The sequence below is a fragment of the Rossellomorea sp. NPDC077527 genome, assembly GCF_044542955.1.
GTDB classification, from domain to species: Bacteria; Bacillota; Bacilli; order Bacillales; family Bacillaceae_B; genus Rossellomorea; species Rossellomorea aquimaris_E.
Genome location: NZ_JBITVL010000002.1, coordinates 913,930 through 937,472 on the forward strand (window position 1 = coordinate 913,930; position 23,543 = coordinate 937,472).

A 23,543-nucleotide genomic window follows, 5' to 3' on the forward strand; every position below is an offset into this window, starting at 1 on the left:
GAAGAAATGACACAAGCATTGATTGCCATCACCATACTCTGGGGATTCGTCTTTATTTATGCCGTCATGGCGACGATGGATTTCGGCGCTGGATTCTGGTCTATGATCTATATCAACCATGACAAAACGAAAGCGACGAATATCGCCAACCGCTACCTGTCGCCTACCTGGGAGGTTACCAATACGTTCATCGTAGCCCTCGTAGTGGCAGTGTACAGTATGTTCCCGGGAGCTGCGTATTCATTGGGGACCGTATTACTGGTTCCCGGCAGCATGATTCTACTGCTTCTGGCCTTACGAAGTGCCTTCCTTGTCTTTTCACATGTGGCAGATGATTATCGAAAGCCGTTGACTTATGTAACAGGAATCACCGGATTACTGATTCCAGGACTGCTCATCAGTGTTCTTCCAATTTCCCATGGACCCTATATTGATTTCGAAGACGGACAGACTCTTCTTCTAGGGAAATTGTTTAGCAGTCCACATGAATATGCTTTCTTCGGATTTGCAGTAGCCAGCACACTGTTTCTTTCTTCCTTGCTCCTTGCCGATTACTCCAAAGCTTCAAAGGAATTCGAAGCATTTAAAGTATACCGACGGGACGCCCTGATTATCGGTCCGATTTCGGTGGTCATGGCCTTTCTCATCATGTTCACCATGAAAAAGGAAGCCTCTTGGATCTATGACCGGATGATGGATGACCTGCCGATTTTATGGGTTTCCCTCCTCGGGTTCTTGGTCGCAGGCGGTGCCTTGTTCCTTCCGACAAATAAGGAAGGAATGAAAGGGATGCCTAGGGTCGCCGTCATCGCCGTGACCTTTCAGTATGTATTGGCGAGCTACGTATATGGTAAAGCACATTTGCCTTATATCATCTACCCCGAGGTCACGATCCAGTCGGGGTTTACCGATCCCAACTCTTTTAAGGCTGTATTCATTACCTATATTGTCGGGTTCATCATCCTGTTCCCGGGCTTTGTCTACTTCTGGAGTTTATTTATGAATGATAAACGATATTTGCGGCAAAAGAGTGAATGAAAAAGCTCCGGGACTCCCGGGGCTTTTTTATTGCCACCCGTCAGGTAGATTAGTTGCCTGCCGATGTCCATAACCTTACACTTACGTTAGAACCACTTAAGAAAGGATGATGAAAAATGGCACAATCGATTAAAGGCAAAACCGCTTATATTACAGGTGCAGCACGGGGGATCGGAAAGGCTACAGCATTGGAGCTTGCCCGGGAAGGCGTCCATGTTGGATTGATTGCCCGTACAGAAAGCACTCTTGAAAAGGTGGCAGAGGAAGCACGGTCCCTTGGAGTGAACGCAAGTGTGGCAGTGGCGGATATTTCCGATATGGATCAGGTTCATCAAGCCGTGAAGAAACTTAAGAATGAGTTGGGACCAGCAGACATTTTGATCAATAACGCGGGTATCGGAACGTACGGATCGTTTCTTGAAATCGATCCCGAAGACTTTAAACGTACATTTGAAGTTAACGTCTTCGGAACCTATTATGTCACCCGTGCCGTCCTGCCCCATTTGATCGAGAAGAACCAGGGCGACATCATCACTATCTCATCCAGCAGCGGATTGAAGGGTACGGCGGGGAGCACGGCTTACAGCGGATCAAAGTTTGCTGTCCAGGGTATGACGGAAGCACTCATGCAGGAAGTCCGTAAGCATAATATCCGAGTCATGACCTTGAATCCAAGCCTTGTGGCTACGGATCTAACATTTGATAACCTTGATGAAGCGGACAAGGAAAAATATATGCAGCCCGAAGACCTGGCAGAACATATGGTATCTCAGCTGAAGTTACATCCACGCATCTTTATTAAACAATCCCTGCAGTGGGCGACGAATCCATTTTAAAAGGGTACAAAAACTAAATTAGTATATCAATGAAAGGTTCAAATCTCATACGATTTGAACCTTTTATTTTTGCTTAGGTACATGTTTTTTCTTTTTCATCAATACATTAGCAACTTGAATTAAAATATATATTAGCAATTCCTATTATTTTTTATGAAGAAATTGTAATCTTTTTTAACAACTTTCGTCTTACTAATAAAGGGGGTATTAAATTGAAATATAAAATGATCCCAGTTTTATTAATCTTAACAGCTCTACTTTCTGCTTGTAACAATAAAGAAAATCCAAAGGATCACTTGGGAGAAATATACACCCTTGCTTTGGACTCTCTTATGGAAAAGGATAAAGCATTGAATAGTGAAATGGAATTTATCGCAATTGATATGAGCAACTTTGATGGAGTAAATGAGGAGCAGAAAAAAACAATAGTAAACCATTTTAAAGATAAATATAAGGTTGAGGTAATGAATGCCACCATGGATGATTTAGAAGAAAAAGGTTATCTCAACCCAGACACAATGGCCTTAGATGGTGTACTTCTTAGGATTGAAAACGTTGATTTCACTTTCACTAACAACGTTTTATTTGAAGGCTCTAAGTTCAAGTCGGGATTGGGTGCAATCGGTGTAGAAGGTACCGTTCACTATAAAAATGGAGAATGGCGTATGAAAGAGTTGGAAGAAACTTGGGTGAGTTAATGAAGTGGCCATTTATTATATCAAACGGTAAACAAAAGAGGTGCAAATAGCACCTCTTTTGTGATGGATATTTTAAATTTTGCACTTTATCTGTGTTGATCAACAAGGATGGTATTACCGTCAGGATCTTCTATCATGAAGCTCCCTGGTCCTTCACCGGATTCATCCGCTTCGGATAGCATGGTCATCCCTTTTGCCTTCAAATTCTGTTGTAATGCCCGGACGTCCGTATAGGATTCTAGATTTTCTGCATTTTGATTCCAACCAGGATTGAATGTCAGGATGTTCTTTTCAAACATTCCCTGAAACAGGCCGATAATACAGCTTTCATTCTTCATAATCAGCCAATTATGGCTGATGTCCCCTCCCATGACTTCAAATCCAAGATCCTCATAAAATGACTTTGATACATGTATGTCCTTTACGCTTAAACTTACAGAAAATGCACCTAGTTTCATATGTCCTCCTCTAAGGATTTTCTTTAAGTATATATGGACAAGATTGGAAATTCAATGATCCTCTTTTACTTAAAGAGATGAAAACGTCTCTTTGCTCAGGGAGACCTCACTCAAACGCTTTCGATTTAACTCCACGCCGATTCCGGCACCTTCCAATCGTTTCACCACACCATTGTTCACTACGATCGGGGAGGTGATGATGTCCTCCTCCCAGTAATTTGAGGAGGAAGAGATATCCCCTGGAATCGTGAATCCTTCAAGGGTGGAAAGAGCCAGATTATGGGCACGGGAAACCCCGAACTCGATCATCCCCCCGCACCATACCCTAATATGATGTTGCCGGCACAGATGATAGATTTCCAGGGCACTCGTATATCCACCTACCCTGCCCAGCTTGATGTTCACCACTCCGCAGCTGTTCAAATGGATCGCACTTTTCATATCGTGGGGGGTCACGATACTTTCATCAAGGCAGATGGGAGTGGCAATCTCTTTCTGCAATATGGAGTGTTCTACCAGGTCGTCAATTCCGAGGGGCTGTTCGATCATCTCCAGATGAAACTCATCCAATGCTTGAAGCTTAGCTTTATCTCCCAGTGAATAGGCTGAATTGGCATCGGCTAAAAGCGAGAGAGCTGGAAATTGGGCCCTTAATTCTCGTACAATCTGTATATCCGATTCAGGGGAGATTTTCACCTTTATTCGCTGATAGCCTTCTTCAACAAGTTCTTCCGCCTGCTTGACCATTTCCTCTGTGTCCCCAGCACCGATCACTGCGCCTGAAAGGATTTCTTCTCGTACTCCTCCAATCAGTTTCCACAGGGGCTTTTGTTGCTGTCTGGCGTATAGATCCCATAAAGCCATTTCAAGTGCCGCCTTCGCCATGGCATTCCCACGAACGGCTTCAAACCGCTTCCCGATTTCTTCAGGATGCTGGAAGGGTTTGTTGTTCATAAGGGGAATCAATACATCTTTAAGGATATGATAGGATGTTTTCACTGTTTCTTCTGTATACCACGGGGTTGAAAAGGCCACACCTTCCCCTAGTCCGCACAATCCTTCAGTATCCTGGACTTCGACAATGATCCCTTCCCGCTCCTTAACAGTTTGAAGGTGGGTCACAAACGGCTTTTTTAAAGGCATTGAAATCACATGAAGAGTGACTGATTTAATCTTCATCGGCAAACATCCCTTTTTCCCATTGATCCCTGAGCACTCTTCTCAGCAGTTTATTTGAAGCATTTCGTGGAAGCTCTTGCACAAATACTAGTTTTTTCGGAAGTTTGTAAGAGGCAAGATTCTTTGCGCAATGCTTTAGAATTTCTTCTTCAGTAAGATTCTCTTTCTTTACGATAAAAGCGCAGGGAATCTGTCCCCATTCGTCACTTGTGATTCCTGTCACTCCTGCTTCCTCTACCCCGTCGCAGCTAAGTAAAACACTCTCAATTTCAGCAGGGTACACATTTTCCCCACCGGATATGATCAGGTCTGAACGTCGGTCCAATACAAATAAGAATCCTTCGTCATCCACATAGCCGATGTCCCCTGTAGAAAACCAGCCGGATTTAAAGCTTTCGACGTTGGCTTTCTCTCTCCGGTAATACCCATTCGTCACATTCGGGCCTTTCACTAAGATCTCGCCTTCCTGATACGGCCTTGCTTGTCCTTCTTTATCCTTGATCATCAATTCAGAAGGAAAGAGGGGTTTTCCTGCGGAACCAAGCTTCGACATGCTGTATTCAGGTGATAACGTCACAATTTGAGAAGAAGTTTCCGTCATTCCATAAGTCTGAAAGACCGGTACGCCTTTTTCCTTACATGCCTGCAACAATGGAAGGGGAGCCGGTCCGCCTCCCAACAGCATACAGCGAAAATTCGCATGATAGGTTTTGTCCCCCATGTCTTTCATCAGCCGTTGGAGCATATTGCTAACGACGGACATGATAGTGACTTTTCCTGCCATCAACTCCCTATTGATCCCTTCCACATCGAAGGTTTCAAATAGCCTTACGTTCATTCCATATATGACGCTTCTCATCAGAATCGAATATCCACTGATGTGAAAGAGGGGAACTGAACATAACCATGTATCATTTTCACTTATCCCGAGATTCAATGAAGACCCAATCGCACTCCACCAATGGTTTCCGTATGATTGAAGGACTCCCTTTGGTGCTCCCGTCGTACCCGATGTATACATAACCGAGCATGCTTGGTCTAACTGAAAATGATCCTTCACCTCAAAAGATGTTCTGTGTGTGTGAAGCAATCGAGAGAAGGAGACCCCAGTGACGTCTTCCCCTAAAAATGAAAGTTTCTCTTCAAACTCATCATCAAATATAACCGTTGATAATCCCATATCCTGAATCTGGAATGATAATTCACTTTCACTTAACTTATGGTTTAATAGGACGGTTGTGTACCCCAGCTGTTGAATAGCATGAACAAGCAACACAGATTCGACTTTATTCTTAATCATGAGTCCCAAATAGGGGTGGGAAGATGAGTCGACGATGGTATTCAGTTGTTCTGCAATGGTTATGGTTCTTGTCCATAATTCTTTAAATGTAAATGCCACGTCACCATTACTCAACGCCATCCGATCAGGGGTTAAAAACGCTCTTTGTTTCAGCCAGTTAGGCAATTGCTGTGGTGTCATCCTGTCATTCTCCATTCCTTTCTTGTTGAGTCTCTTGTAATCATTTTTTTATGTGTAGTTGGCTCTAAGGCGCGGCACTTTGAGGGAACTTGTACCACTCGCAATTCATTTAAAAAAGCCTGATGAATCCATCAAAGATTCATCAGGCCGCCTCAAATCAAGGGAAACGAGGGAATTGACCGAAGTCCGGCTTACGCTTTTCTTTGAATGCGTCACGGCCTTCTTTCGCTTCCTCTGTTGTGTAGTATAGAAGGGTAGCGTCACCTGCAAGTTGCTGCAGACCTGCCAGTCCATCTGTATCTGCATTGAATGAAGCTTTTAAGAAACGAAGGGCAGTCGGACTTTTTTCGAGCATTTCTGAAGCCCACTGAACGGTTTCCGCTTCAAGCTGCTCGTATGGAACCACTGTATTGACAAGACCCATTTCAAGCGCTTCCTGTGCATTGTACTGACGGCATAGGTACCAAATTTCTTTCGCTTTCTTGTGACCGACGATGCGTGCAAGGTATCCAGCACCGTATCCTGCGTCAAAGCTTCCCACTTTAGGACCCGTTTGTCCAAAGATCGCATTGTCAGCAGCAATCGTAATATCACATACGACGTGAAGGACATGTCCTCCTCCGATCGCATAACCGGCTACCATTGCGATGACAGGTTTCGGGATCACTCGGATCAGACGCTGTAGGTCCAATACGTTCAAGCGAGGAATTTCATCTTCCCCGACATATCCGCCGTGTCCACGGACACGTTGGTCTCCACCTGAACAGAATGCTTTTTCACCTGCACCTGTTAAAACGATGACACCGACCTTGGAATCGTCACGTGCATAAGCAAATGCATCGATTAATTCCATAACCGTTTTAGGACGGAATGCATTACGTACTTCTGGTCGATTGATCGTAATCTTAGCGATTCCATTATATGTTTCGTACAAAATATCTTCGTAGTTTCTTTCTGAAACCCATTCAAAAGCCATTGGTTTGTTCCTCCTTTATGTAGTTAACAGTAGATCCTCTATTATTGTACCAAACTTTCGCGGTTCTTCCACATGAATTGCATGACCTGTGTTGGAAAATGTCACGATTTCAAATTCCGGATGTCGTTTTTTCATGTTTTCTGCAATCCGGACGAACTTCTCATCCAACTCTCCTACCAGCAAATGAACGGGAATGGACAGATCATCAAGCTTATGCCACAGCGAATCCTGGGCGCCGGTCCCCATCCCTCTCAGGCTATTGGACAAGCCTGTGACAGATTGATTCAGGCGCTGGTTCCTGATCTCGGAGCGCTCTGTATCTGAAAGCCGTTTCTGTGAAGCAAACAAGGGAATCTCCTGCCAAAAGTCCACGAACCGTTCCATTCCCTCTCTCTCAATTCGTTCCGCAAGTTCTTGATCCTTCTTCCGACGGTCCGCTCTTTCTTCATCCGTTTTTAATCCCGGCGATGCGCTTTCCAGTAACAAGCTCTTCACCTTATGAGGATATTTCAAGCTGAAGTAAAGAGCTGTACGCCCCCCCATTGAGTAGCCGATCAAGAAGGCTTCTTTTATTCCCAACTCATCAAGGATGCAGCATAAGTCTTCAGATACCTGATCCATGGTATACCTTCTGACATCCTGCGGGGAATCGGTGCGTCCATGCCCGACCAGATCAACGCTGATACATTGATAGGTTGCGGACAATCGATCGGTGATACGGGACCATGTTGTCGTATCACCGGTAAATCCGTGGAGGAAAACCAGAGGAACTCCCCTCCCTTTAACTTCTACAAAATATCGAATATCATTCACTTGAAGAATCATGCTATTCACCCTTCATATTTTGCGTCATTTCCCGGGAAACAAAATTCCACAATTTGCGATGATTTGCTACATTTTCTTCACGATTGGTTATCACTTCAATGATCTTTATCCCCTTCGTCTGATCCGCTTCCTGAAGAGCAGGGATAAATTCAGATTGTGATGCAACGTGGAAATAATGGGCGCCGTAAAGCTTAGCCGCATGACCAAACTCCAGGTCCATCGGGGTACCGAACAGGTCTTCAAAGTGGGTTTGATCACCAGCTTGCGGAAGATAAGAAAAGATACCGCCGCCATTGTTATTCATCACGATTATGGTCATATCCAATTGATATTTCCTCGCCGTCAATAGACCGTTTAAATCATGGAAAAAGGCAAGATCTCCAATCAAGAGGTACATCGGCTTTGATCCTGTACTCATCCCAAGGGCTGTCGACACCACTCCGTCAATTCCGTTAGCCCCGCGATTGGCAAAGATCCGAAGCGAACGGTCATCTGTGAATAAAAAGGTATCCAAATCCCTGATAGGCATGCTGTTACTGGAGAACAGAGTTGCCCCTTCAGGCAGGTGCTGAATCAATTGATGGACAGCCATCCCTTCATCCCACGCTTGATGCCCGTGTATGAGCAAGCCCTTCGCCTGATCATTGACACCTTTCCAATGGTCGAGCCACTCCCTATCTGAATGGGCGCTATTTTTCATAAGGCCCTGACAGAAAAGGTTTTCCTCACATTGGATATAATGGGTTCCACGAGCAGTCGGATCCTGCCATTCTTCTCCTTTACTCACAACCCATGTCGGAATATCCGGCAAGCTTTTCAGGAACAGCATCAATGCCTTTGATACAGGCATGGCACCGAAACGGATGACGAGGTCAGGCTGTAAAGCTTCTTTACACTCATCGATCCTAAGGACCGTGTCGTAGCAATCCATGATATTTTCCTTGGAATGGCCACCACTCCGAACAAAAGATAATGGATCTGCCAGGATAGGCAGTGCGTATGCTTCAGCAAACTCAGTAATGGACTGCACAGCTTCTTCACTTATCCCAGGGCCACACACAACGATGCCCCGTTTTGAATTCATGATTTGCTCCTGAAGGTCATGCTGAATATCCGCAGGTAATTGCCGATTTCCCTGAAGAACTCTCTTTCCCGATTGACCCGTTATAAACTCCACCTGTTTCAAATCAGGAATAAGAGGTTCCCGGAATGGAAAGTTATAATGAACCGGTCCTTCTGGATATCCAGTCGAAATAGACACGCCCCTGGCGGCAGATGAACGTGCATATTGCACCATGGACGGAATGCTTTCCGGCAATGCCATATCGATGGACCACTTTACGTGTTTTCCATATAGATCAATTTGATTGATCGCTTGAGGCGCCCCTACTTCCCTCAGCTCATGAGGACGATCCGCGGTCAGGACAATGAGCGGTACCTTCCCGTAGCGCGCCTCAATGACGGCAGGATAATAATTTGCCCCCGCTGTTCCTGAACTGCATAGTATGGCTACGGGCTTCTTTTTGGACTTGGCAATCCCCAATCCAAAAAAAGCCGCTGAACGTTCGTCCACGTTCGTATACGTTTTAACACCGGGATGATGGGCAAATAACAACGCCAAAGGAGTAGAACGAGAGCCGGGACTGATCACGACTTCGTCTACTCCATTTCCCACCAGTTCTTCAATGAAAGCCACTAAATACTGCGTTAATTTCTGTTGATGCTCATTCATCATGATCGGTTCCCCCTAATGCACGGAGCATTGGTCGAAATTTCATTTGTGTTTCTTTAAACTCACTTTCAGGTTCTGAATCGGCTACGATTCCACAGCCTGCATAAAGATAGGCTTTATCTCTCTGCAGAAGACCTGAACGGAGAGCGACAGCATACTCACCATTGCCGTAGGCATCCATCCAACCGATCGGACCAGCGTATAACCCACGATCCATTTCTTCCTCCTGCCGGATCACGTGCAAAGCTTTATCCCTCGGTACCCCGCCAAGTGCCGGAGTCGGATGTAATTTTTCGACAAGATTGAGAAGCGATGTATGCTCCGATGCCTGTCCGATAACAGGAGTGTATAAGTGCTGGATATCCTTCAATTTCATAAGTTGAGGAGATGTCGGGATTGTTAGTTCATTACAAAACGGTTTCAGGGCATCCTCGATACTTTCCACGACAAGCTGATGCTCAAACCGATTCTTCTCATCCTCCAGAAGCGCTTCCCCTAGTTTCTCATCGCTCTCTAGGGTATCACCACGGGCAATCGATCCCGCTAAACAGGTAGAAAGGATTTCTTCTCCCGTTTTTTTGACAAGGCGCTCTGGAGTTGCTCCGATGAAGCAGCTCTCTTCTCGTTCAAAACTGAACACAAAACTGTCTGGCTGCTGACTCCACAGGTTATCGAGCACAAAATCAGATGATACCTGTTTGTCAAAGGATACTTCACATTTTCTCGCAAGCACGACCTTATCCATTTCCCCCTGCTGTAAACGACTTACGACGCTTTGAACAGAATCCTTCCATTCTTCAGGCTTCACATCACGGTTCCCTAGCCACCGTGGCCGTTCTGGAATAATGGTCTTCCGGGCGTTTGCAAGAAGTTCTTCCTTCTTGAGGAGATGTTCATGAAATAAGCTTCCATCCTCTTCAGGATGACAGATGACATTCATCGTCAAGTAATTCGTTTTCCCGGGCTTAGTCAACATGAACATAGGGAGCTGAAACGAACCCGTAGAGAATTGCTCCCACTCTTTACCGCTATCATTCATCGGGTCAAAGCTGAAGCCTCCAAAAAGTAATGGACCTGTGCCTGCCCATTTGTCCCCTGTCACGACCACAGATTCTTCGATTAAGCGCTTCCACTCATTCTCAACCGTGAAAAATCGATCTTCCATTTCATCCGTAGAAACGATATGAGACGCTCCGAGTCCAACAAGGGTGATCGTATGATCACGGTCCTTCCATAAAAAGCGCTCTCCATTAAAAGAACGGCCCCCATAATAAAAAGAAAGAGGGTCCACTGCATCGACTTCCTCCACGATGCTGAGAAGGACGGGGTGATCTATTTGTTTAGCCTTTATCCTGGCTGTATCATATGCTTTTTCAATATTGGTTTTATGGATGGTAACCAACTGAATTCCCCCAAACAAAATCACGTACACTATTCAAACTTATTATAAGATACACCTGTCTATATGGTGTGTCAACGAAGTTCAAGGCATGTTTACAATATTTATCCTTATTATATATAATAAACCCTTTTTCTCCTTTTGAGAAACCAAAAAGGTTGTAAAAGTCCTCAATTACTGGAAAATAGAACCTTCACGAATTTGTAGAAAATGATTGACAGTCCCCCTCCCTTTACCTACACTTTAATCTGTAAAGGAATTGTAATGTTTTCTGAAAATTCCTTATTACGTAAGGGAGAGAGAATGATGGAACAACAAGCATCCAACGTGTTGGAATCAGATAAAGGGTGGAAAATCTGGTGGCAGCTGACAAGGCCACACACTCTTACAGCAGCATTTGTTCCTGTATTATTAGGGACAGTACTCGCGCTGCAATTTACGAACGTTAACTTCATGCTATTTTTAGCCATGCTGGTTGCCTGCCTGCTTATCCAGGCTGCTACCAATATGTTCAATGAATACTACGATTATAAAAGAGGACTGGATACAGAGCACTCGGTCGGAATCGGTGGAGCGATCGTCCGAAACGGGGTCAAACCGTCAACGGTCATCAACCTTGCCTTTTCACTATACGGGGTATCCCTCCTGTTGGGGATTTATATTTGTTTGAACAGTACATGGTGGCTCGCTCTCATAGGCTTAGTGTGCATGGCTGCAGGGTACTTTTATACTGGCGGACCAATGCCAATTGCCTACACACCTTTTGGCGAGATCGTAGCCGGGTTCTTCATGGGATGTGTGATCATCTTGATTTCGTTTTATATCCAGACCGGTTATATCAATGGGGACAGTATCCTCATTTCAATTCCAGTATCCATTTTGGTTGGTTCGATCCTGCTGGCGAACAACATCCGTGACCTGGATGGCGACAAAGAAAATGGACGCAAAACCATTGCAATCCTGCTAGGGAAAAAAGGGGCAATCGTCCTTTTAGGCGGCATGTTCGTCGTATCCTACGGGTGGATCATCGGATTGGTCGTCACTGGGATCTCATCACCATGGCTGTTTGTCACCTTTCTGAGCATCCCGAAAGCAGTTAAAGCTACAACAGGGTTCATCGGAAAAACACAACCAATCGAAATGATGCCCGCCATGAAAGCCACAGCCCAAACCAATACCATCTTTGGATTCCTTTTATCCATTGGATTATTACTTGCTTATATGCTATAAGTGACAAGAGAGTCGTCCCAAAAATTTTGGGCGGCTCTTTTTATGCATTTTTCCAAAAGAGTGTTGTATTCTTACACAGACTATGACTTGCATGATGCTCTGTCAACGAATGTGTGCCAGAAGGTGCGGAGAACTTCTCCGTTTTCCGTAGGAGTCTACGCAGCTCCCCTCACCCTCTAAAGAAGCATTATTTTTGACAAAGCTAAATAGTTCATAAAAATCAATGAAAAAATAATGGCTATAACCAGTCACTTCAGCAAGTATAGCTGAAAACAATCCTGAATTTACGAAGATATAGTGAGACACTTACGCTTGGAAAGTTGATTGAAGCGGAAGTGATTGACTCCTGCGGGAAACGCGTGAAAGTTGAGACCCCACAGGGCTTTAGCCCGAGGAGGCTCAACTCACGCCCCGCGGAAAGCAAGCACCTGCAGCGGAAATCAACTACCACTCTCTTATTGAATTATTGAATTCAAAAAAACCTTTTATGTTTTAACAACCCCACTTTCGGATAAAGTATGGTTAGGACAAGATTTCAGCGAACATAATGAAGGATGTGAAGAAATTGCTAACAGACAGCCAAAAACAAACAATGAAACAAGAATTGGTTCAACAACAAAAGCAGTTACAGGAACATTTACATCAGGATTTAGATAATCTTCACCATACAAATGAACGTGATAACTCAGGAGAACTCTCCCTTTACGATAACCACCCTGCCGATATGGGAACAGAATTATATGAACGGGAGAAGGATTACGCTATTGATGATCATGCAAAGCTCGAACTGAATAAGATTCAAAATGCCCTGCAGGCAATCGAAGACGGTACGTATGGCCAATGTAAGGAATGCGGCCAGGATATTCCTTACGAACGCCTGGAAGTCATCCCTACGACACTTTATTGCCGGGACCATACACCGGAGCAATCGACACCTCAAGATAGACCAGTGGAAGAAGATGTGCTGCAGCCCCCTGTCGACAATGAGTTCAGACATGAAACGGATGGGAATGTGCGGGACGATCAAGATAGCTTTCAGGAGGTGGGGAGGTTCGGTACATCTGAAACCCCTTCTGACTTTGAGGGCGATCACGAAGATTATTCCGATCTGTACCAGGATGAAGATACATCAGAAGGCTTCACCGAGGATTTCGAGTCATTCGTCGGGACGGATATGGATGGCTCAAACCGTAAAGCCTATCCTTCGAAAACTCACGAAGAATATGAAGACATGCTCGATGAAAACGATATCGAATCAACAATGGGGGACATCCCCTATAAGGACGGGGACAGCTATGTTTCCGATAAAAAGAAATAGTCATAAAAAGACCGCCTGGGAATAATCCCTGGCGATCTTTTTTTTATTTTATCAAGCTTCCCTGAGCAATGCCCCATATGTCCTTCGCATATTGCTCAATGGTCCTGTCGCTTGAGAAATAACCGGAATTGGCGATATTCTGCAAGCACATCCGGGACCAGTGCTCTTTGTTTTCATAAGCTTTCCCTGCCTGTTCATGAACCCTCACGTAGGAATCGAAATCCCGGAGGACAAAGAACTGATCATTCTCCGTCAGCAGAGAATCATAAATGGTTTCGAAATGATCACCTGCATCCGGCAGGGTATCATCTATTAATTGATTCAATACCTTTTTGATCCTTGTATCGTAGTGGAAGTACTCCATGGCATAGTAGCCGCCATGGTGCTGGTATTTCATTACTTCCTCTGCCGTCAAGCCAAATATGAAGATATTTTCATTCCCGACCTGCTCAAGGATCTCGATATTGGCTCCATCCAATGTCCCCAGGGTCAAGGCACCGTTCATCATGAACTTCATATTCCCTGTACCGGACGCTTCCTTACTGGCCGTTGAAATTTGCTCGGACAAGTCAGCTGCCGGGATGATTTCTTCCGCCAGGGACACTCGGTAATTCTCAAGGAACACGACTTTAATTCGCCCTTTCACCAGCGGGTGATCATTCACGAGATCAGCAACAGAATGAATCAATTTAATAATTTTCTTCGCATAGAAGTAACCAGGTGACGCCTTTGCACCGAAAATGAACGTCCGCGGATGAAAATCAAAGCCTGGATCTTCCACACAGCGGTTAAAGAGATGAATTATGTGTAACACATTCATCAACTGACGTTTATACGCATGAAGCCGCTTCACCTGGATATCGAAGATCGAAGAAGGGTCAACCACAATTCCATTGCTTTCAAATATCCGCTCTGCAAGCTTCCGTTTATTTTCCTGCTTCACATCATACAGATCCTTCAGGAATGACGTATCATGATGATACTCCTTCAACTTCACAAGTTTAGAAGGATCTTTGATCCACTCATCCCCAATCGAAGATGTGATCAGGTTCGACAATGCGGGGTTGCTATTGAGAAGCCACCTTCTATGAGTGATTCCATTCGTCTTGCTATTAAATTTATTAGGATAATATTGATAGAATAAGTTCATTTCCCTTTGCTTTAAAATTTCCGTATGGATCTTCGCTACCCCATTCACGCTGAAACTCCCCACAATCGCCAGGTGAGCCATTTTGACTTCATCATGGGAGATGATCGCCATGTCCTCAATTCTCTTCCACTCACCAGGATACGCTTCCCATAACTCCCTGCAGAACCGCTCATTGATTTCATTGACGATCATATGAATGCGGGGCAGGAGTGGCTGGAATATTCGAATTGGCCATCTCTCCAGTGCTTCCGATAGAGTCGTATGGTTCGTGTAAGCAAATGTATTCGTCGTAATCTCCCATGCATCTTCCCATTCAAAGGAATATTCATCAAGAAGGACCCTCATCAGCTCCGGAATGGCAAGAACCGGGTGGGTATCATTGATATGGATTGAAATATGTTCATGAAGCTCCCTTAAATCCCCGTTTCGATATAGGTATGAGTCCAGAATGGATCGTATGCTTGCCGATACCAGGAAATACTGTTGTTTAAGGCGCAGGATCTTCCCTTCTTCATGAGTATCGTCAGGATAAAGAAACTCTGTGATCGCTTCTGTGTCGCGCTTATATTTCATCATATCCTTCCCTGCTTTATAGGCGGCAGGCTCGGCACTCCATAAACGCAGGGTGTTGACCGTCGATGTTTCATATCCAACGACCGGCATATCATAAGGAACGGCCGCTACGATTTCAGCATCGACATGGCGAAACCTTAAGACATCCTTTTCCGTATATGATTCCACCTTGCCCCAGAAAGGGACTTCCACGGTTAGATCCGATTTCCGCACTTCCCACACATGACCATGGCGCAGCCACTGCTCGGGAAGCTCCATCTGAAATCCATTCACGATCTTTTGTTCAAACAGTCCATGCTTATAACGGATCCCATACCCATGTCCGGGAAGATTGAGAGACGCGAGAGAATCGAGAAAACAGGCAGCCAGGCGTCCAAGCCCTCCATTTCCAAGCCCTGCATCATGTTCGACCTCTTCCATATCCGCAAGGTCGATGCCGAGATCCTGCAGTCCTTTTTCCACAATATCGTAAATTCCCAAATTCATCAGGTTCTGACGGAGCAGACGTCCGAGCAGGAATTCAATCGATAAGTAATACACCTGCTTTTGCTTATTGAACCGGTACTGCTCGTTCGTATGGATCCAGTTCATCGAGATATATTCACGGATTAAATGACCTAATGTGAAGAACTGATCCTGACTGGTGGATTCAGGAAACGTCTTTCCATACATCATTTCAAGCTTTTTCAGAAACATCTCTTTAAATTCAATCGGATCAGAAAACATGGCTTTCACTCCTTGATACCAGGTCAGCATATAATTGATTATACTTGAAGGCTGATTGTGCCCAACTATAATCCTTATTCATTGCAGTACGTACAATATGATTCCATGTTTCCGGATCATCGTGGAAATACGACAATGCCCTTCTGTAGGTGTAGAGCATGTCATGGGCATTAAAATTCTTGAATGAGAATCCGTTTCCACTCTTCGTCACTTCATTGTAGGATTCTACCGTATCGTTCAATCCACCGGTCTCACGGACAAGCGGCAGGGCTCCATATCTCATGGCAATTAATTGTCCCAGCCCGCACGGCTCGAATTTAGATGGCATCAAGAACAGATCACTGGCAGAATAGATCTGTTTCGCCAGCTCCTCATTGAAGCCGATCTGTACTCTGACCTTGTCTGGATACGTCCATTCCATCTCCCTGAAGAACTGTTCAAATTCCCAATCCCCTGTCCCCAATAGGACAAATTGAACATTTTCCTGAATCATTTCATGAAAGACACCCCTGACCAGCTCGAGCCCCTTTTGATTCGTTAACCTAGAAATGATGGACACAAGAGGGATTCCTTCATTCACCTGGAGTCCCAGGCTTTGTTGCAGATGACGCTTCGCCTGTTTCTTTCCATGAAGATTGCCGCTAAAAAACGGAAACTCTCCATCATCGGGGTTATACACTTCATCGTCAATCCCATTGAGGATACCTAAAAGCTGGTTATACCGCTGACCCAGGATATTATGAAGCTTTTCTCCATAATACGGCGTGAGGATTTCCTCTTTATATGTAGGACTCACCGTTGTGACGAAATCCGAAGAAATGAGAGCACCTTTCATGAAATTGATATTGCCATAGAACTCGAGGTATTCATGATGAAAATACTTCTCGGGTATCCCTAATAAATCCGTCATCACCTGTTTAGGATAGATCCCCTGGAATTGGAGATTGTGAATCGTGAATACACTTCGAATATACGAATATCCCGGTCTCTCCTGGTATTCGCTTCGGAGTAAGAACGGAACCATGCCCGTGTGCCAGTCATGGCAGTGGATCACATCAGGGTAAAAATCTAGTACAGCGATACTTTCGAGTACTGCCCTTGTGAAGTAGGCAAAGCGCTCCCCATCATCAAAGTATCCGTACAGTCTGTCCCGTTTAAAATAATATTCATTGTCGACAAAATAATACGTTACTCCGTTTTCAGTGTACTCTTCAATCCCACAATACTGATTTCGCCAACCGACTGATACGAAGAACTCTTTCTTTCGTTTCATTTTAGAACAAAATTCCTGAGGAATCCCGCCATATTTAGGCAGGATCACCCTGACATCGGTCCCTAGACTTCTTAACTCCTTAGGCAGTGCGCCCGCTACGTCCGCCAGACCTCCGGATTTAATAAACGGGACACACTCCGATACTACAAATAACACTTTCACGAATTCATCAGCGCTCCTTGAATCATCCCTTTGCGAATGACAATTGGATTGTTTGGTTCTCCGATCAGTTTGACGCCATCCTCTATCCTCACATCTTTATCCAAGATCACATTCTCTAGTACACAGTTATCTCCAATTTGGCTCTTCTGCATAATGATGCTGTCCGAAATCGTCGTATTTTTTCCAACCTTCACCGCTCTGAACATCGTAGAATTCTTCACTTGACCTTCGATGTAGCACCCATTGGCAATGATACTGTTTTTCACACTGGCTGCTGACGTGTAGCGTGTCGGCGGTTCATCCTTCACCTTCGTATAGATCGGCATATCCTTCTTGAACAGCTCTTTCCAATAAGAATGGTTCATTAGCTTCATGCTGGCATCATAGTATTCCTTAATGGAGTCAATCGTTTGAACAAATCCAACATGCTCATATCCGCATACTTTAAAACCGCTGTCCATATCCTCCACGACATCCTGCATACATGTATAGCCCGTTTCACGTCGCTTAGCGATCAAATCAATAAGTGTAGACGTCTTGACTAAGTACATGTCTAAAGAGTTCCCGTTGTGACGCATTTCCGTGATATCACAGCCGATACGGATATGTCGTTCCAGTACCGGTTGATAATCGATATTGCATAATGTAAAACAATTGCTGATCAATGCATATTCCTGTGTACTGCGTTTAAAATAGTCCATATGATGTGCGAAGTGATTAAAGGACCCCACTCCTTCATCATTCGCTTCCAGGCCGGGTGCCGGGAAAAAGAACAATCCATCGCGCTTCCGGTTCAGATCCCAGTTCTTTCCTGAACCAAGATGATCCATCAGGGATCGATATTGAAACTTAGGAAAAATCGCAACGGAACCGATATCTGAATTCACCATATTGGAGAGAACAAAGTCAATCAAACGATATCTCCCTGCGATTGGAAGGGCGGCTAATGAGCGATGCAGCAATAAATCCTCCAACGAATCATAGTAACTCGTAGCATCAATAACACCAAGCATTGTATTTTTCAAAACACTTCTCCTCCTCTAATGTTGTAATATTGGTCTTGAATCTTACACTCTTTCTTGTTCCAGTAGTGTTTCAATGAATGATTCCGTCACAAGGATGACTTCATCGGATCCCTCTTCCGGCATGATACACAGACCGCTCGGAACCATTACATTAGAAGGCACGATCGCTTGCTCGATATACGCGTTCTCACCAATGACTGCATCCGGCATAATGACTGAGCGATTGACATGCGCCCCTTTCTTCACCGTCGTCCCCTGGAAGAGTACGGACTTTTGAATCGTCCCTTCAATCGTACACCCTTCATTTACAAGAGACCCTTCTACAAGCGCTTCCTCTGAAATATATTGAGGTGGCTCATTCGGATTAACCGAATACACTCTCCAGTCATGATCGAAAAGATTAAGTTCATTTTTTTCATCAATCAGGTCCATATTCGCTTCCCAAAGGCTCTTGACTGTACCGACATCTTTCCAATACCCTTCGAACGGATAAGCCATTAACTTCTTCTTTTCATCAAGCAGGAGAGGGATGACGTCCTTTCCAAAGTCATGACTGGAATCAGGATTTCGTTCATCCATCTCGAGGTAATCTTTCAGCACGGAGTAGTTGAAGATATAGATTCCCATCGAGGCAAGATTACTTTTAGGGAAAGCCGGTTTTTCTTCAAACTCTGTGACTCTCATCTCTTCGTTTGTGTTCATCAGCCCGAAACGGCTTGCCTCATCCCATCCCACTTCAATGACTGAAATCGAGACATCCGCTTTTTTCTCGATATGATAATCAAGCATTTTACTATAATCCATTTTGTAAATATGATCTCCGGATAGAATCAATACGTACTCCGGATCATATTGCTCTAAATAGTTCATATTTTGATAGATCGCACTTGCTGTCCCCGTATACCAGCGCATCTCAGATGATTCTGCATACGGTGGCAGCACCGTCACACCACCGTTTTTGCGGTCAAGATCCCATGCGCTCCCGATTCCGATATAAGAATTCAGTACGAGGGGTTGATACTGGGTAAGGACCCCTACTGTATCGATTCCCGAATTTGTACAGTTACTCAAAGTAAAATCGATGATACGGTACTTCCCTCCAAAAGGCACGGCGGGTTTCGCCAAACTCTTCGTCAATGAGCTTAATCTGCTCCCCTTTCCACCTGCTAATAACATGGCTACGCATCTACCTTTTGCCATCTTTCCTTCTCCCCTTTCAATCAATTGGTTTTAAATAAACGGCTGCATATGGTGGAATCGTCATTTCCACATATCCTTCTCTTCCATGGTACGTTTCATTTTGTACGGTAAGCGGCTCTGGGTTTACCTGGTGGGAACCTCCAAATCGCTCATCATCACTATTCCAAATCTCTTTATAAGAAGAGACCTTATTCACTCCCACCTTATATTGGTGATACACATGAGGACTGAAATTACAGATCACCACAAGATGATCCTCCCTTTCGATCCCATACCGGATAAAAGAGAAAATCTGCTGTTCTGCATTATTCACATCCACCCATTCAAATCCCTCTGAACGATGATCCATTTGGAATAACGGTTCAGCACCTTTATATAAATGCAAAAGCTCTTTAAAATATGAATTGAATTTGTGATGAAATTCGTAATCCAGTAAATGCCAATCTAATTCCTCAAGATCCTTCCACTCTGAAAACGGGGCCAATTCACTTCCCATAAAAAGGAGCTTTTTCCCCGGATGAGCTATCATATAGCTCAGGAGCAATCGGTATTGTGCGAATTTCTGCCAGTAATCCCCCGGCATTTTATTCAATAATGACTTCTTCCCATGTACCACTTCATCGTGGGAAAAGGGAAGGACATAATTCTCTGAATAGGCATATAGCAATGAAAACGTGATGAGAGAATGTACATGCCTTCGTTCAGAACTATCGGTTTCCATATATTTAAGGACGTCATTCATCCATCCCATATTCCACTTATAATTAAATCCAAGACCCCCATAGTGAACAGGAGACGTCACCTGTGGCCAATCCGTAGAATCCTCTGCAATCATCAGAATCGAAGAATCAAATTCAAATACGGCCTTGTTCAAGTTTTTCAAGAACTGAATAGCCCCTTCATTGGGAGCAAGTTGTCCCTGATTCGCCCAGTAAATGATGTTCGCTACTGCATCAATCCTGAATCCATCAATATGATACATGTCCATCCAGAAACGGGCATTGGAGATAAGGAAGCTTCTCACTTCACCCTTGCCTAAATCGAAATTTGCCGTCCCCCACGTATAATTCTCACGATCTCTTTCCTGACTGTACTCATAAGCAAAAGATCCATCAAATTCATATAAACCGTGAGCATCCTTACAAAAATGACCGGGCACCCAATCCAATATCACGCCAATGTTATGTAAATGGCACTCATTCACAAATGCCATCAACTCATGAGGGGAACCGTAGCGACTGGTTGGGGAATAATAACCGGTACCCTGATACCCCCAGGAACGGTCAAATGGATGTTCTGTGACAGGTAGCAGTTCAATATGAGTGAAACCCTGCTCTTTGACATGAGGAATCAATTGCTGTGCTAATTCCTTATAAGAAAGGAACTTTCCTGCTTTCTTCTTCCATGTGCCCAAATGCACTTCATAAATCGCCATGGGCTTGTCATAGATCGTAGAACCGGTCCGGTCCTCTATCCACTTCTCATCTTCCCAGGAAAAACCCTCAAGCTCATACACAACGCTCGCAGTATTAGGACGCCTTTCAGAGGCAAACCCATAAGGATCCGCCTTCAACTTTTTTAAACCGGATGGAGTCGTAATTTCATACTTATACGTTTCTCCAGATAAGTCCCTATCCACTCGGATGGTCCATAAACCCTCATGATTACGTCTACTAAGTTCATACCCAATCCCAATCCATTGATTAAAGGAACCCACCAATGAAACTTGCCTTGCTTTCGGTGCCCAAACGCAAAATTCTGTATAAGTCCCAGTAGAATCTCTTCTCACATGGGAACCCATAAACTGATAGGCCTGCTGTAAATTACCCTCGTGGAACAAAAAAACATCATAATCTGTTATGGTCATTGCGTTCATCATCTCACCTACATTTTTTCAATCTACTTACTACTTTCTAACAACATCACTAAATTCCTTTATATAATCGTCGCTCAATTACGACAATTTACTACATGGAGATTTGAAAAAGAACTAAAATTGGGGGAATATTGTAAATGGTAAGGTTTACATTGTAAAATCATAGGGGAATCCTGTTGAATTCATAGCGGAATTTGTCGAAAGTTTTTTGATAAAAATAAGGAGAAATTGCGGGAAATGTAGAAGGATTCCGGTATTTTGTATGATTTTTAATAGGGTGTGAGAGGGGATGGCAATGTCGAATGGAGGGTTTAAGAGGGTGTGCTGGACTCTTACTTTAGGATAATTGTTTATTCTGGTTTGGAAACATGGGAAGTGAAGGTCATGGGGATTTGGAGAAGGGGATGATGGAAGTCGATAATATTTGGGGTGAACTCGATAATAAAGTGGATAGAGTCGATAATATATCATGGAACTCGATAATATATCCGAAAACTCGATAATAAATGATTCATAGCTAATAATATCTATATTAGTTGAGAGCTGTGTCAGGCTTTTCAGTACAAAACCTCTCCTCATGATTCCGTTCTCGCTCCATATTCAAAGATATCCCTTGATTTGGGCATATATTAAGCTCCCAATATATACAAAAAAAGACTATCATAGTTGATAGTCTTTTCAGAATGACCCATACGGGATTCGAACCCGTGTTACCGCCGTGAAAGGGCGGTGTCTTAACCGCTTGACCAATGGGCCTTAATGGCGGAGAAGGAGGGATTTGAACCCTCGCGCCAGTTGCCCGACCTACACCCTTAGCAGGGGCGCCTCTTCAGCCACTTGAGTACTTCTCCATATTTGGCTCCGCAGGCAAGATTCGAACTTGCGACCGATCGGTTAACAGCCGATAGCTCTACCACTGAGCTACTGCGGAATAATGAAAATGGTGGGCCTAAGTGGACTCGAACCACCGACCTCACGCTTATCAGGCGTGCGCTCTAACCAGCTGAGCTATAGGCCCATAAATAATTGGAGCGGGTGAAGGGAATCGAACCCTCATCATCAGCTTGGAAGGCTGAGGTTTTACCACTAAACTACACCCGCACATTCTATTTAAATGTATATGGGGCGACTGATGGGAATCGAACCCACGAATGCCTGAACCACAATCAGGTGCGTTAACCACTTCGCCACAATCGCCACAACGTATATAATTAGAAACAATGGTGGCTCAGGACGGAATCGAACCGCCGACACATGGATTTTCAGTCCATTGCTCTACCAACTGAGCTACTGAGCCTTATTATTATAGAAGATTAAATTTTCAAAAGAACATTTTAAAAAATGGCGGTCCGGACGGGACTCGAACCCGCGACCTCCTGCGTGACAGGCAGGCATTCTAACCAACTGAACTACCGGACCAAAGCTTTTTGCGTTAGCAAAATAGGTTTCATTACTTCCGCGATAGCGAAAATAACTATCCATACGTGACTCATAAAAGATTAATGATAAACCCTTTAAAACTGAATCAAAATGGTATTGCGGGGACAGGATTTGAACCTGCGACCTTCGGGTTATGAGCCCGACGAGCTACCGAACTGCTCCACCCCGCGACGATATAAATATGAAAAATATGGAGGAGGAAGGGGGATTCGAACCCCCGCGGGCTGTTACACCCCTGTCGGTTTTCAAGACCGATCCCTTCAGCCGGACTTGGGTATTCCTCCGTAATGAAAATGGTACTTGGTGGACCTTGTAGGACTCGAACCTACGACCGGACGGTTATGAGCCGTCTGCTCTAACCAACTGAGCTAAAGGTCCCTATTGGTAGCGGCGGAGGGGATCGAACCCCCGACCTCACGGGTATGAACCGTACGCTCTAGCCAGCTGAGCTACACCGCCAAGAAACATGAAATACACTATTGAATTTTACTTTCGTAAAACGAGTGTAGTTTATTTTGCTTTCGCAAAAAAACTTGGTGGAGCCTAGCGGGATCGAACCGCTGACCTCCTGCGTGCAAAGCAGGCGCTCTCCCAGCTGAGCTAAGGCCCCAAAAAAGAAGTGGTCGGGAAGACAGGATTCGAACCTGCGACCCCTTGGTCCCAAACCAAGTGCTCTACCAAGCTGAGCTACTTCCCGAAATATATGGCGCGCCCGAGAGGAGTCGAACCCCTAACCTTTTGATCCGTAGTCAAACGCTCTATCCAATTGAGCTACGGGCGCAAAATGTATTCTATAATAGTAATGATTTGCTGTCGCACACTATGGAAGATTATTTTGCTTTCGCAAAAAATCCTGGTGCCGAGGACCGGAATCGAACCGGTACGGTAGTCACCTACCGCAGGATTTTAAGTCCTGTGCGTCTGCCAGTTCCGCCACCCCGGCAAGTCT

General features: G+C 44.5%; 17 protein-coding genes and 16 tRNA genes. 5 read left to right on the top strand and 28 right to left on the bottom strand.

What is annotated here, in order from left to right:
- Window positions 1–6: 6 nt before the first annotated feature.
- The 3 genes from ACIGG7_RS09835 to ACIGG7_RS09845 all read left to right on the top strand — a co-directional run bounded on the left by ACIGG7_RS09835 (window position 7) and on the right by ACIGG7_RS09845 (window position 2,572).
- Window positions 7–1,038, top strand: coding sequence for a cytochrome d ubiquinol oxidase subunit II (locus ACIGG7_RS09835; protein ID WP_224939489.1), 1,032 nt, complete (start codon window positions 7–9; stop codon window positions 1,036–1,038).
- Between the two features lie 116 nt (window positions 1,039–1,154).
- A complete protein-coding gene (locus tag ACIGG7_RS09840) occupies window positions 1,155–1,874 on the top strand; it encodes a 3-ketoacyl-ACP reductase (protein WP_224939488.1) in 720 nt (239 codons plus the stop codon).
- Between the two features lie 212 nt (window positions 1,875–2,086).
- The gene (locus ACIGG7_RS09845) at window positions 2,087–2,572 is read left to right on the top strand and encodes a peptide ABC transporter substrate-binding protein (protein ID WP_397549641.1); all 486 of its coding nucleotides are present in this window, start codon (window positions 2,087–2,089) and stop codon (window positions 2,570–2,572) included.
- Window positions 2,573–2,658: 86 nt separating this feature from the next.
- Here ACIGG7_RS09845 and ACIGG7_RS09850 read toward each other — a convergent pair whose 3' ends face one another.
- The 7 genes from ACIGG7_RS09850 to ACIGG7_RS09880 form a co-directional block, all read right to left on the bottom strand.
- On the bottom strand, window positions 2,659–3,030 hold the full coding sequence (locus ACIGG7_RS09850) for a VOC family protein (RefSeq protein WP_397549642.1): 372 nt from the start codon (window positions 3,028–3,030) through the stop codon (window positions 2,659–2,661).
- Window positions 3,031–3,099: 69 nt separating this feature from the next.
- The gene (gene menC / locus ACIGG7_RS09855; protein ID WP_397549643.1) at window positions 3,100–4,209 is read right to left on the bottom strand and encodes an o-succinylbenzoate synthase; all 1,110 of its coding nucleotides are present in this window, start codon (window positions 4,207–4,209) and stop codon (window positions 3,100–3,102) included.
- Entirely contained in the window at window positions 4,199–5,689 is a 1,491-nt protein-coding gene (locus tag ACIGG7_RS09860) for an o-succinylbenzoate--CoA ligase (RefSeq protein ID WP_397549644.1), read from the bottom strand. Before ACIGG7_RS09860 ends, menC begins: the two co-directional genes overlap by 11 nt.
- A gap of 157 nt (window positions 5,690–5,846) precedes the next feature.
- On the bottom strand, window positions 5,847–6,665 hold the full coding sequence (gene menB, locus ACIGG7_RS09865; RefSeq protein ID WP_044340358.1) for a 1,4-dihydroxy-2-naphthoyl-CoA synthase: 819 nt from the start codon (window positions 6,663–6,665) through the stop codon (window positions 5,847–5,849).
- Between the two features lie 15 nt (window positions 6,666–6,680).
- On the bottom strand, window positions 6,681–7,490 hold the full coding sequence (menH, locus tag ACIGG7_RS09870) for a 2-succinyl-6-hydroxy-2,4-cyclohexadiene-1-carboxylate synthase (protein ID WP_397549645.1): 810 nt from the start codon (window positions 7,488–7,490) through the stop codon (window positions 6,681–6,683).
- A gap of 1 nt (window position 7,491) precedes the next feature.
- Window positions 7,492–9,225 carry a 2-succinyl-5-enolpyruvyl-6-hydroxy-3-cyclohexene-1-carboxylic-acid synthase gene (gene menD / locus ACIGG7_RS09875; RefSeq protein ID WP_397549646.1) on the bottom strand — a complete coding sequence of 578 codons (1,734 nt, stop codon included), beginning with the start codon at window positions 9,223–9,225 and terminating at the stop codon, window positions 7,492–7,494.
- Window positions 9,215–10,624 (bottom strand): isochorismate synthase, encoded by a 1,410-nt coding sequence (locus ACIGG7_RS09880; RefSeq protein WP_397549647.1) that lies wholly within the window; start codon window positions 10,622–10,624, stop codon window positions 9,215–9,217. The genes menD and ACIGG7_RS09880 overlap by 11 nt, the downstream gene beginning before the upstream one ends.
- A 303-nt stretch (window positions 10,625–10,927) precedes the next feature.
- Here ACIGG7_RS09880 and ACIGG7_RS09885 point away from each other — a divergent pair, with 303 nt between their 5' ends.
- Both ACIGG7_RS09885 and ACIGG7_RS09890 read left to right on the top strand, forming a co-directional pair.
- Window positions 10,928–11,851, top strand: a complete 924-nt coding sequence (locus ACIGG7_RS09885; RefSeq protein ID WP_397549688.1) for a 1,4-dihydroxy-2-naphthoate polyprenyltransferase — start codon at window positions 10,928–10,930, stop codon at window positions 11,849–11,851.
- Between the two features lie 556 nt (window positions 11,852–12,407).
- Window positions 12,408–13,169: a TraR/DksA C4-type zinc finger protein gene (locus ACIGG7_RS09890; RefSeq protein WP_397549648.1), complete on the top strand. Its 762-nt coding sequence runs from the start codon at window positions 12,408–12,410 to the stop codon at window positions 13,167–13,169.
- 43 nt (window positions 13,170–13,212) lie between these two features.
- Here the strand turns inward: ACIGG7_RS09890 and ACIGG7_RS09895 are convergent, their stop codons facing one another.
- The 21 genes from ACIGG7_RS09895 to ACIGG7_RS09995 form a co-directional block, all read right to left on the bottom strand.
- Window positions 13,213–15,618 carry a glycogen/starch/alpha-glucan phosphorylase gene (locus tag ACIGG7_RS09895; protein WP_397549649.1) on the bottom strand — a complete coding sequence of 802 codons (2,406 nt, stop codon included), beginning with the start codon at window positions 15,616–15,618 and terminating at the stop codon, window positions 13,213–13,215.
- Window positions 15,608–17,053, bottom strand: a complete 1,446-nt coding sequence (gene glgA / locus ACIGG7_RS09900; RefSeq protein WP_397549650.1) for a glycogen synthase GlgA — start codon at window positions 17,051–17,053, stop codon at window positions 15,608–15,610. The genes ACIGG7_RS09895 and glgA overlap by 11 nt, the downstream gene beginning before the upstream one ends.
- On the bottom strand, window positions 17,050–18,078 hold the full coding sequence (locus ACIGG7_RS09905; RefSeq protein WP_397549651.1) for a GlgC family sugar phosphate nucleotidyltransferase: 1,029 nt from the start codon (window positions 18,076–18,078) through the stop codon (window positions 17,050–17,052). Before ACIGG7_RS09905 ends, glgA begins: the two co-directional genes overlap by 4 nt.
- Before the next feature lie 42 nt (window positions 18,079–18,120).
- Window positions 18,121–19,278, bottom strand: a complete 1,158-nt coding sequence (locus tag ACIGG7_RS09910; protein ID WP_397549652.1) for a glucose-1-phosphate adenylyltransferase — start codon at window positions 19,276–19,278, stop codon at window positions 18,121–18,123.
- A gap of 16 nt (window positions 19,279–19,294) precedes the next feature.
- Window positions 19,295–21,157, bottom strand: a complete 1,863-nt coding sequence (glgB, locus tag ACIGG7_RS09915) for a 1,4-alpha-glucan branching enzyme (RefSeq protein ID WP_397549653.1) — start codon at window positions 21,155–21,157, stop codon at window positions 19,295–19,297.
- A 681-nt stretch (window positions 21,158–21,838) separates the two neighbouring features.
- Window positions 21,839–21,910 (bottom strand) — tRNA-Glu (locus tag ACIGG7_RS09920).
- Between the two features lie 4 nt (window positions 21,911–21,914).
- Window positions 21,915–22,005 (bottom strand) — tRNA-Ser (locus tag ACIGG7_RS09925).
- A 5-nt stretch (window positions 22,006–22,010) separates the two neighbouring features.
- Window positions 22,011–22,085: transfer RNA gene (locus ACIGG7_RS09930), tRNA-Asn, on the bottom strand.
- A gap of 10 nt (window positions 22,086–22,095) precedes the next feature.
- Window positions 22,096–22,172: transfer RNA gene (locus tag ACIGG7_RS09935), tRNA-Ile, on the bottom strand.
- Window positions 22,173–22,181: 9 nt separating this feature from the next.
- Window positions 22,182–22,255: transfer RNA gene (locus ACIGG7_RS09940), tRNA-Gly, on the bottom strand.
- A 20-nt stretch (window positions 22,256–22,275) separates the two neighbouring features.
- A tRNA-His gene (locus ACIGG7_RS09945) sits at window positions 22,276–22,351 on the bottom strand.
- A 24-nt stretch (window positions 22,352–22,375) separates the two neighbouring features.
- Window positions 22,376–22,451, bottom strand: a tRNA-Phe gene (locus ACIGG7_RS09950).
- A 45-nt stretch (window positions 22,452–22,496) separates the two neighbouring features.
- Window positions 22,497–22,573: transfer RNA gene (locus ACIGG7_RS09955), tRNA-Asp, on the bottom strand.
- Between the two features lie 117 nt (window positions 22,574–22,690).
- Window positions 22,691–22,764: transfer RNA gene (locus ACIGG7_RS09960), tRNA-Met, on the bottom strand.
- Window positions 22,765–22,785: 21 nt separating this feature from the next.
- Window positions 22,786–22,878, bottom strand: a tRNA-Ser gene (locus ACIGG7_RS09965).
- A 17-nt stretch (window positions 22,879–22,895) separates the two neighbouring features.
- A tRNA-Ile gene (locus ACIGG7_RS09970) sits at window positions 22,896–22,972 on the bottom strand.
- Between the two features lie 4 nt (window positions 22,973–22,976).
- Window positions 22,977–23,053, bottom strand: a tRNA-Met gene (locus tag ACIGG7_RS09975).
- Window positions 23,054–23,128: 75 nt separating this feature from the next.
- Window positions 23,129–23,204, bottom strand: a tRNA-Ala gene (locus tag ACIGG7_RS09980).
- 10 nt (window positions 23,205–23,214) lie between these two features.
- A tRNA-Pro gene (locus tag ACIGG7_RS09985) sits at window positions 23,215–23,291 on the bottom strand.
- Window positions 23,292–23,298: 7 nt separating this feature from the next.
- A tRNA-Arg gene (locus tag ACIGG7_RS09990) sits at window positions 23,299–23,375 on the bottom strand.
- 73 nt (window positions 23,376–23,448) lie between these two features.
- Window positions 23,449–23,537 (bottom strand) — tRNA-Leu (locus ACIGG7_RS09995).
- Window positions 23,538–23,543 lie beyond the last annotated feature (6 nt).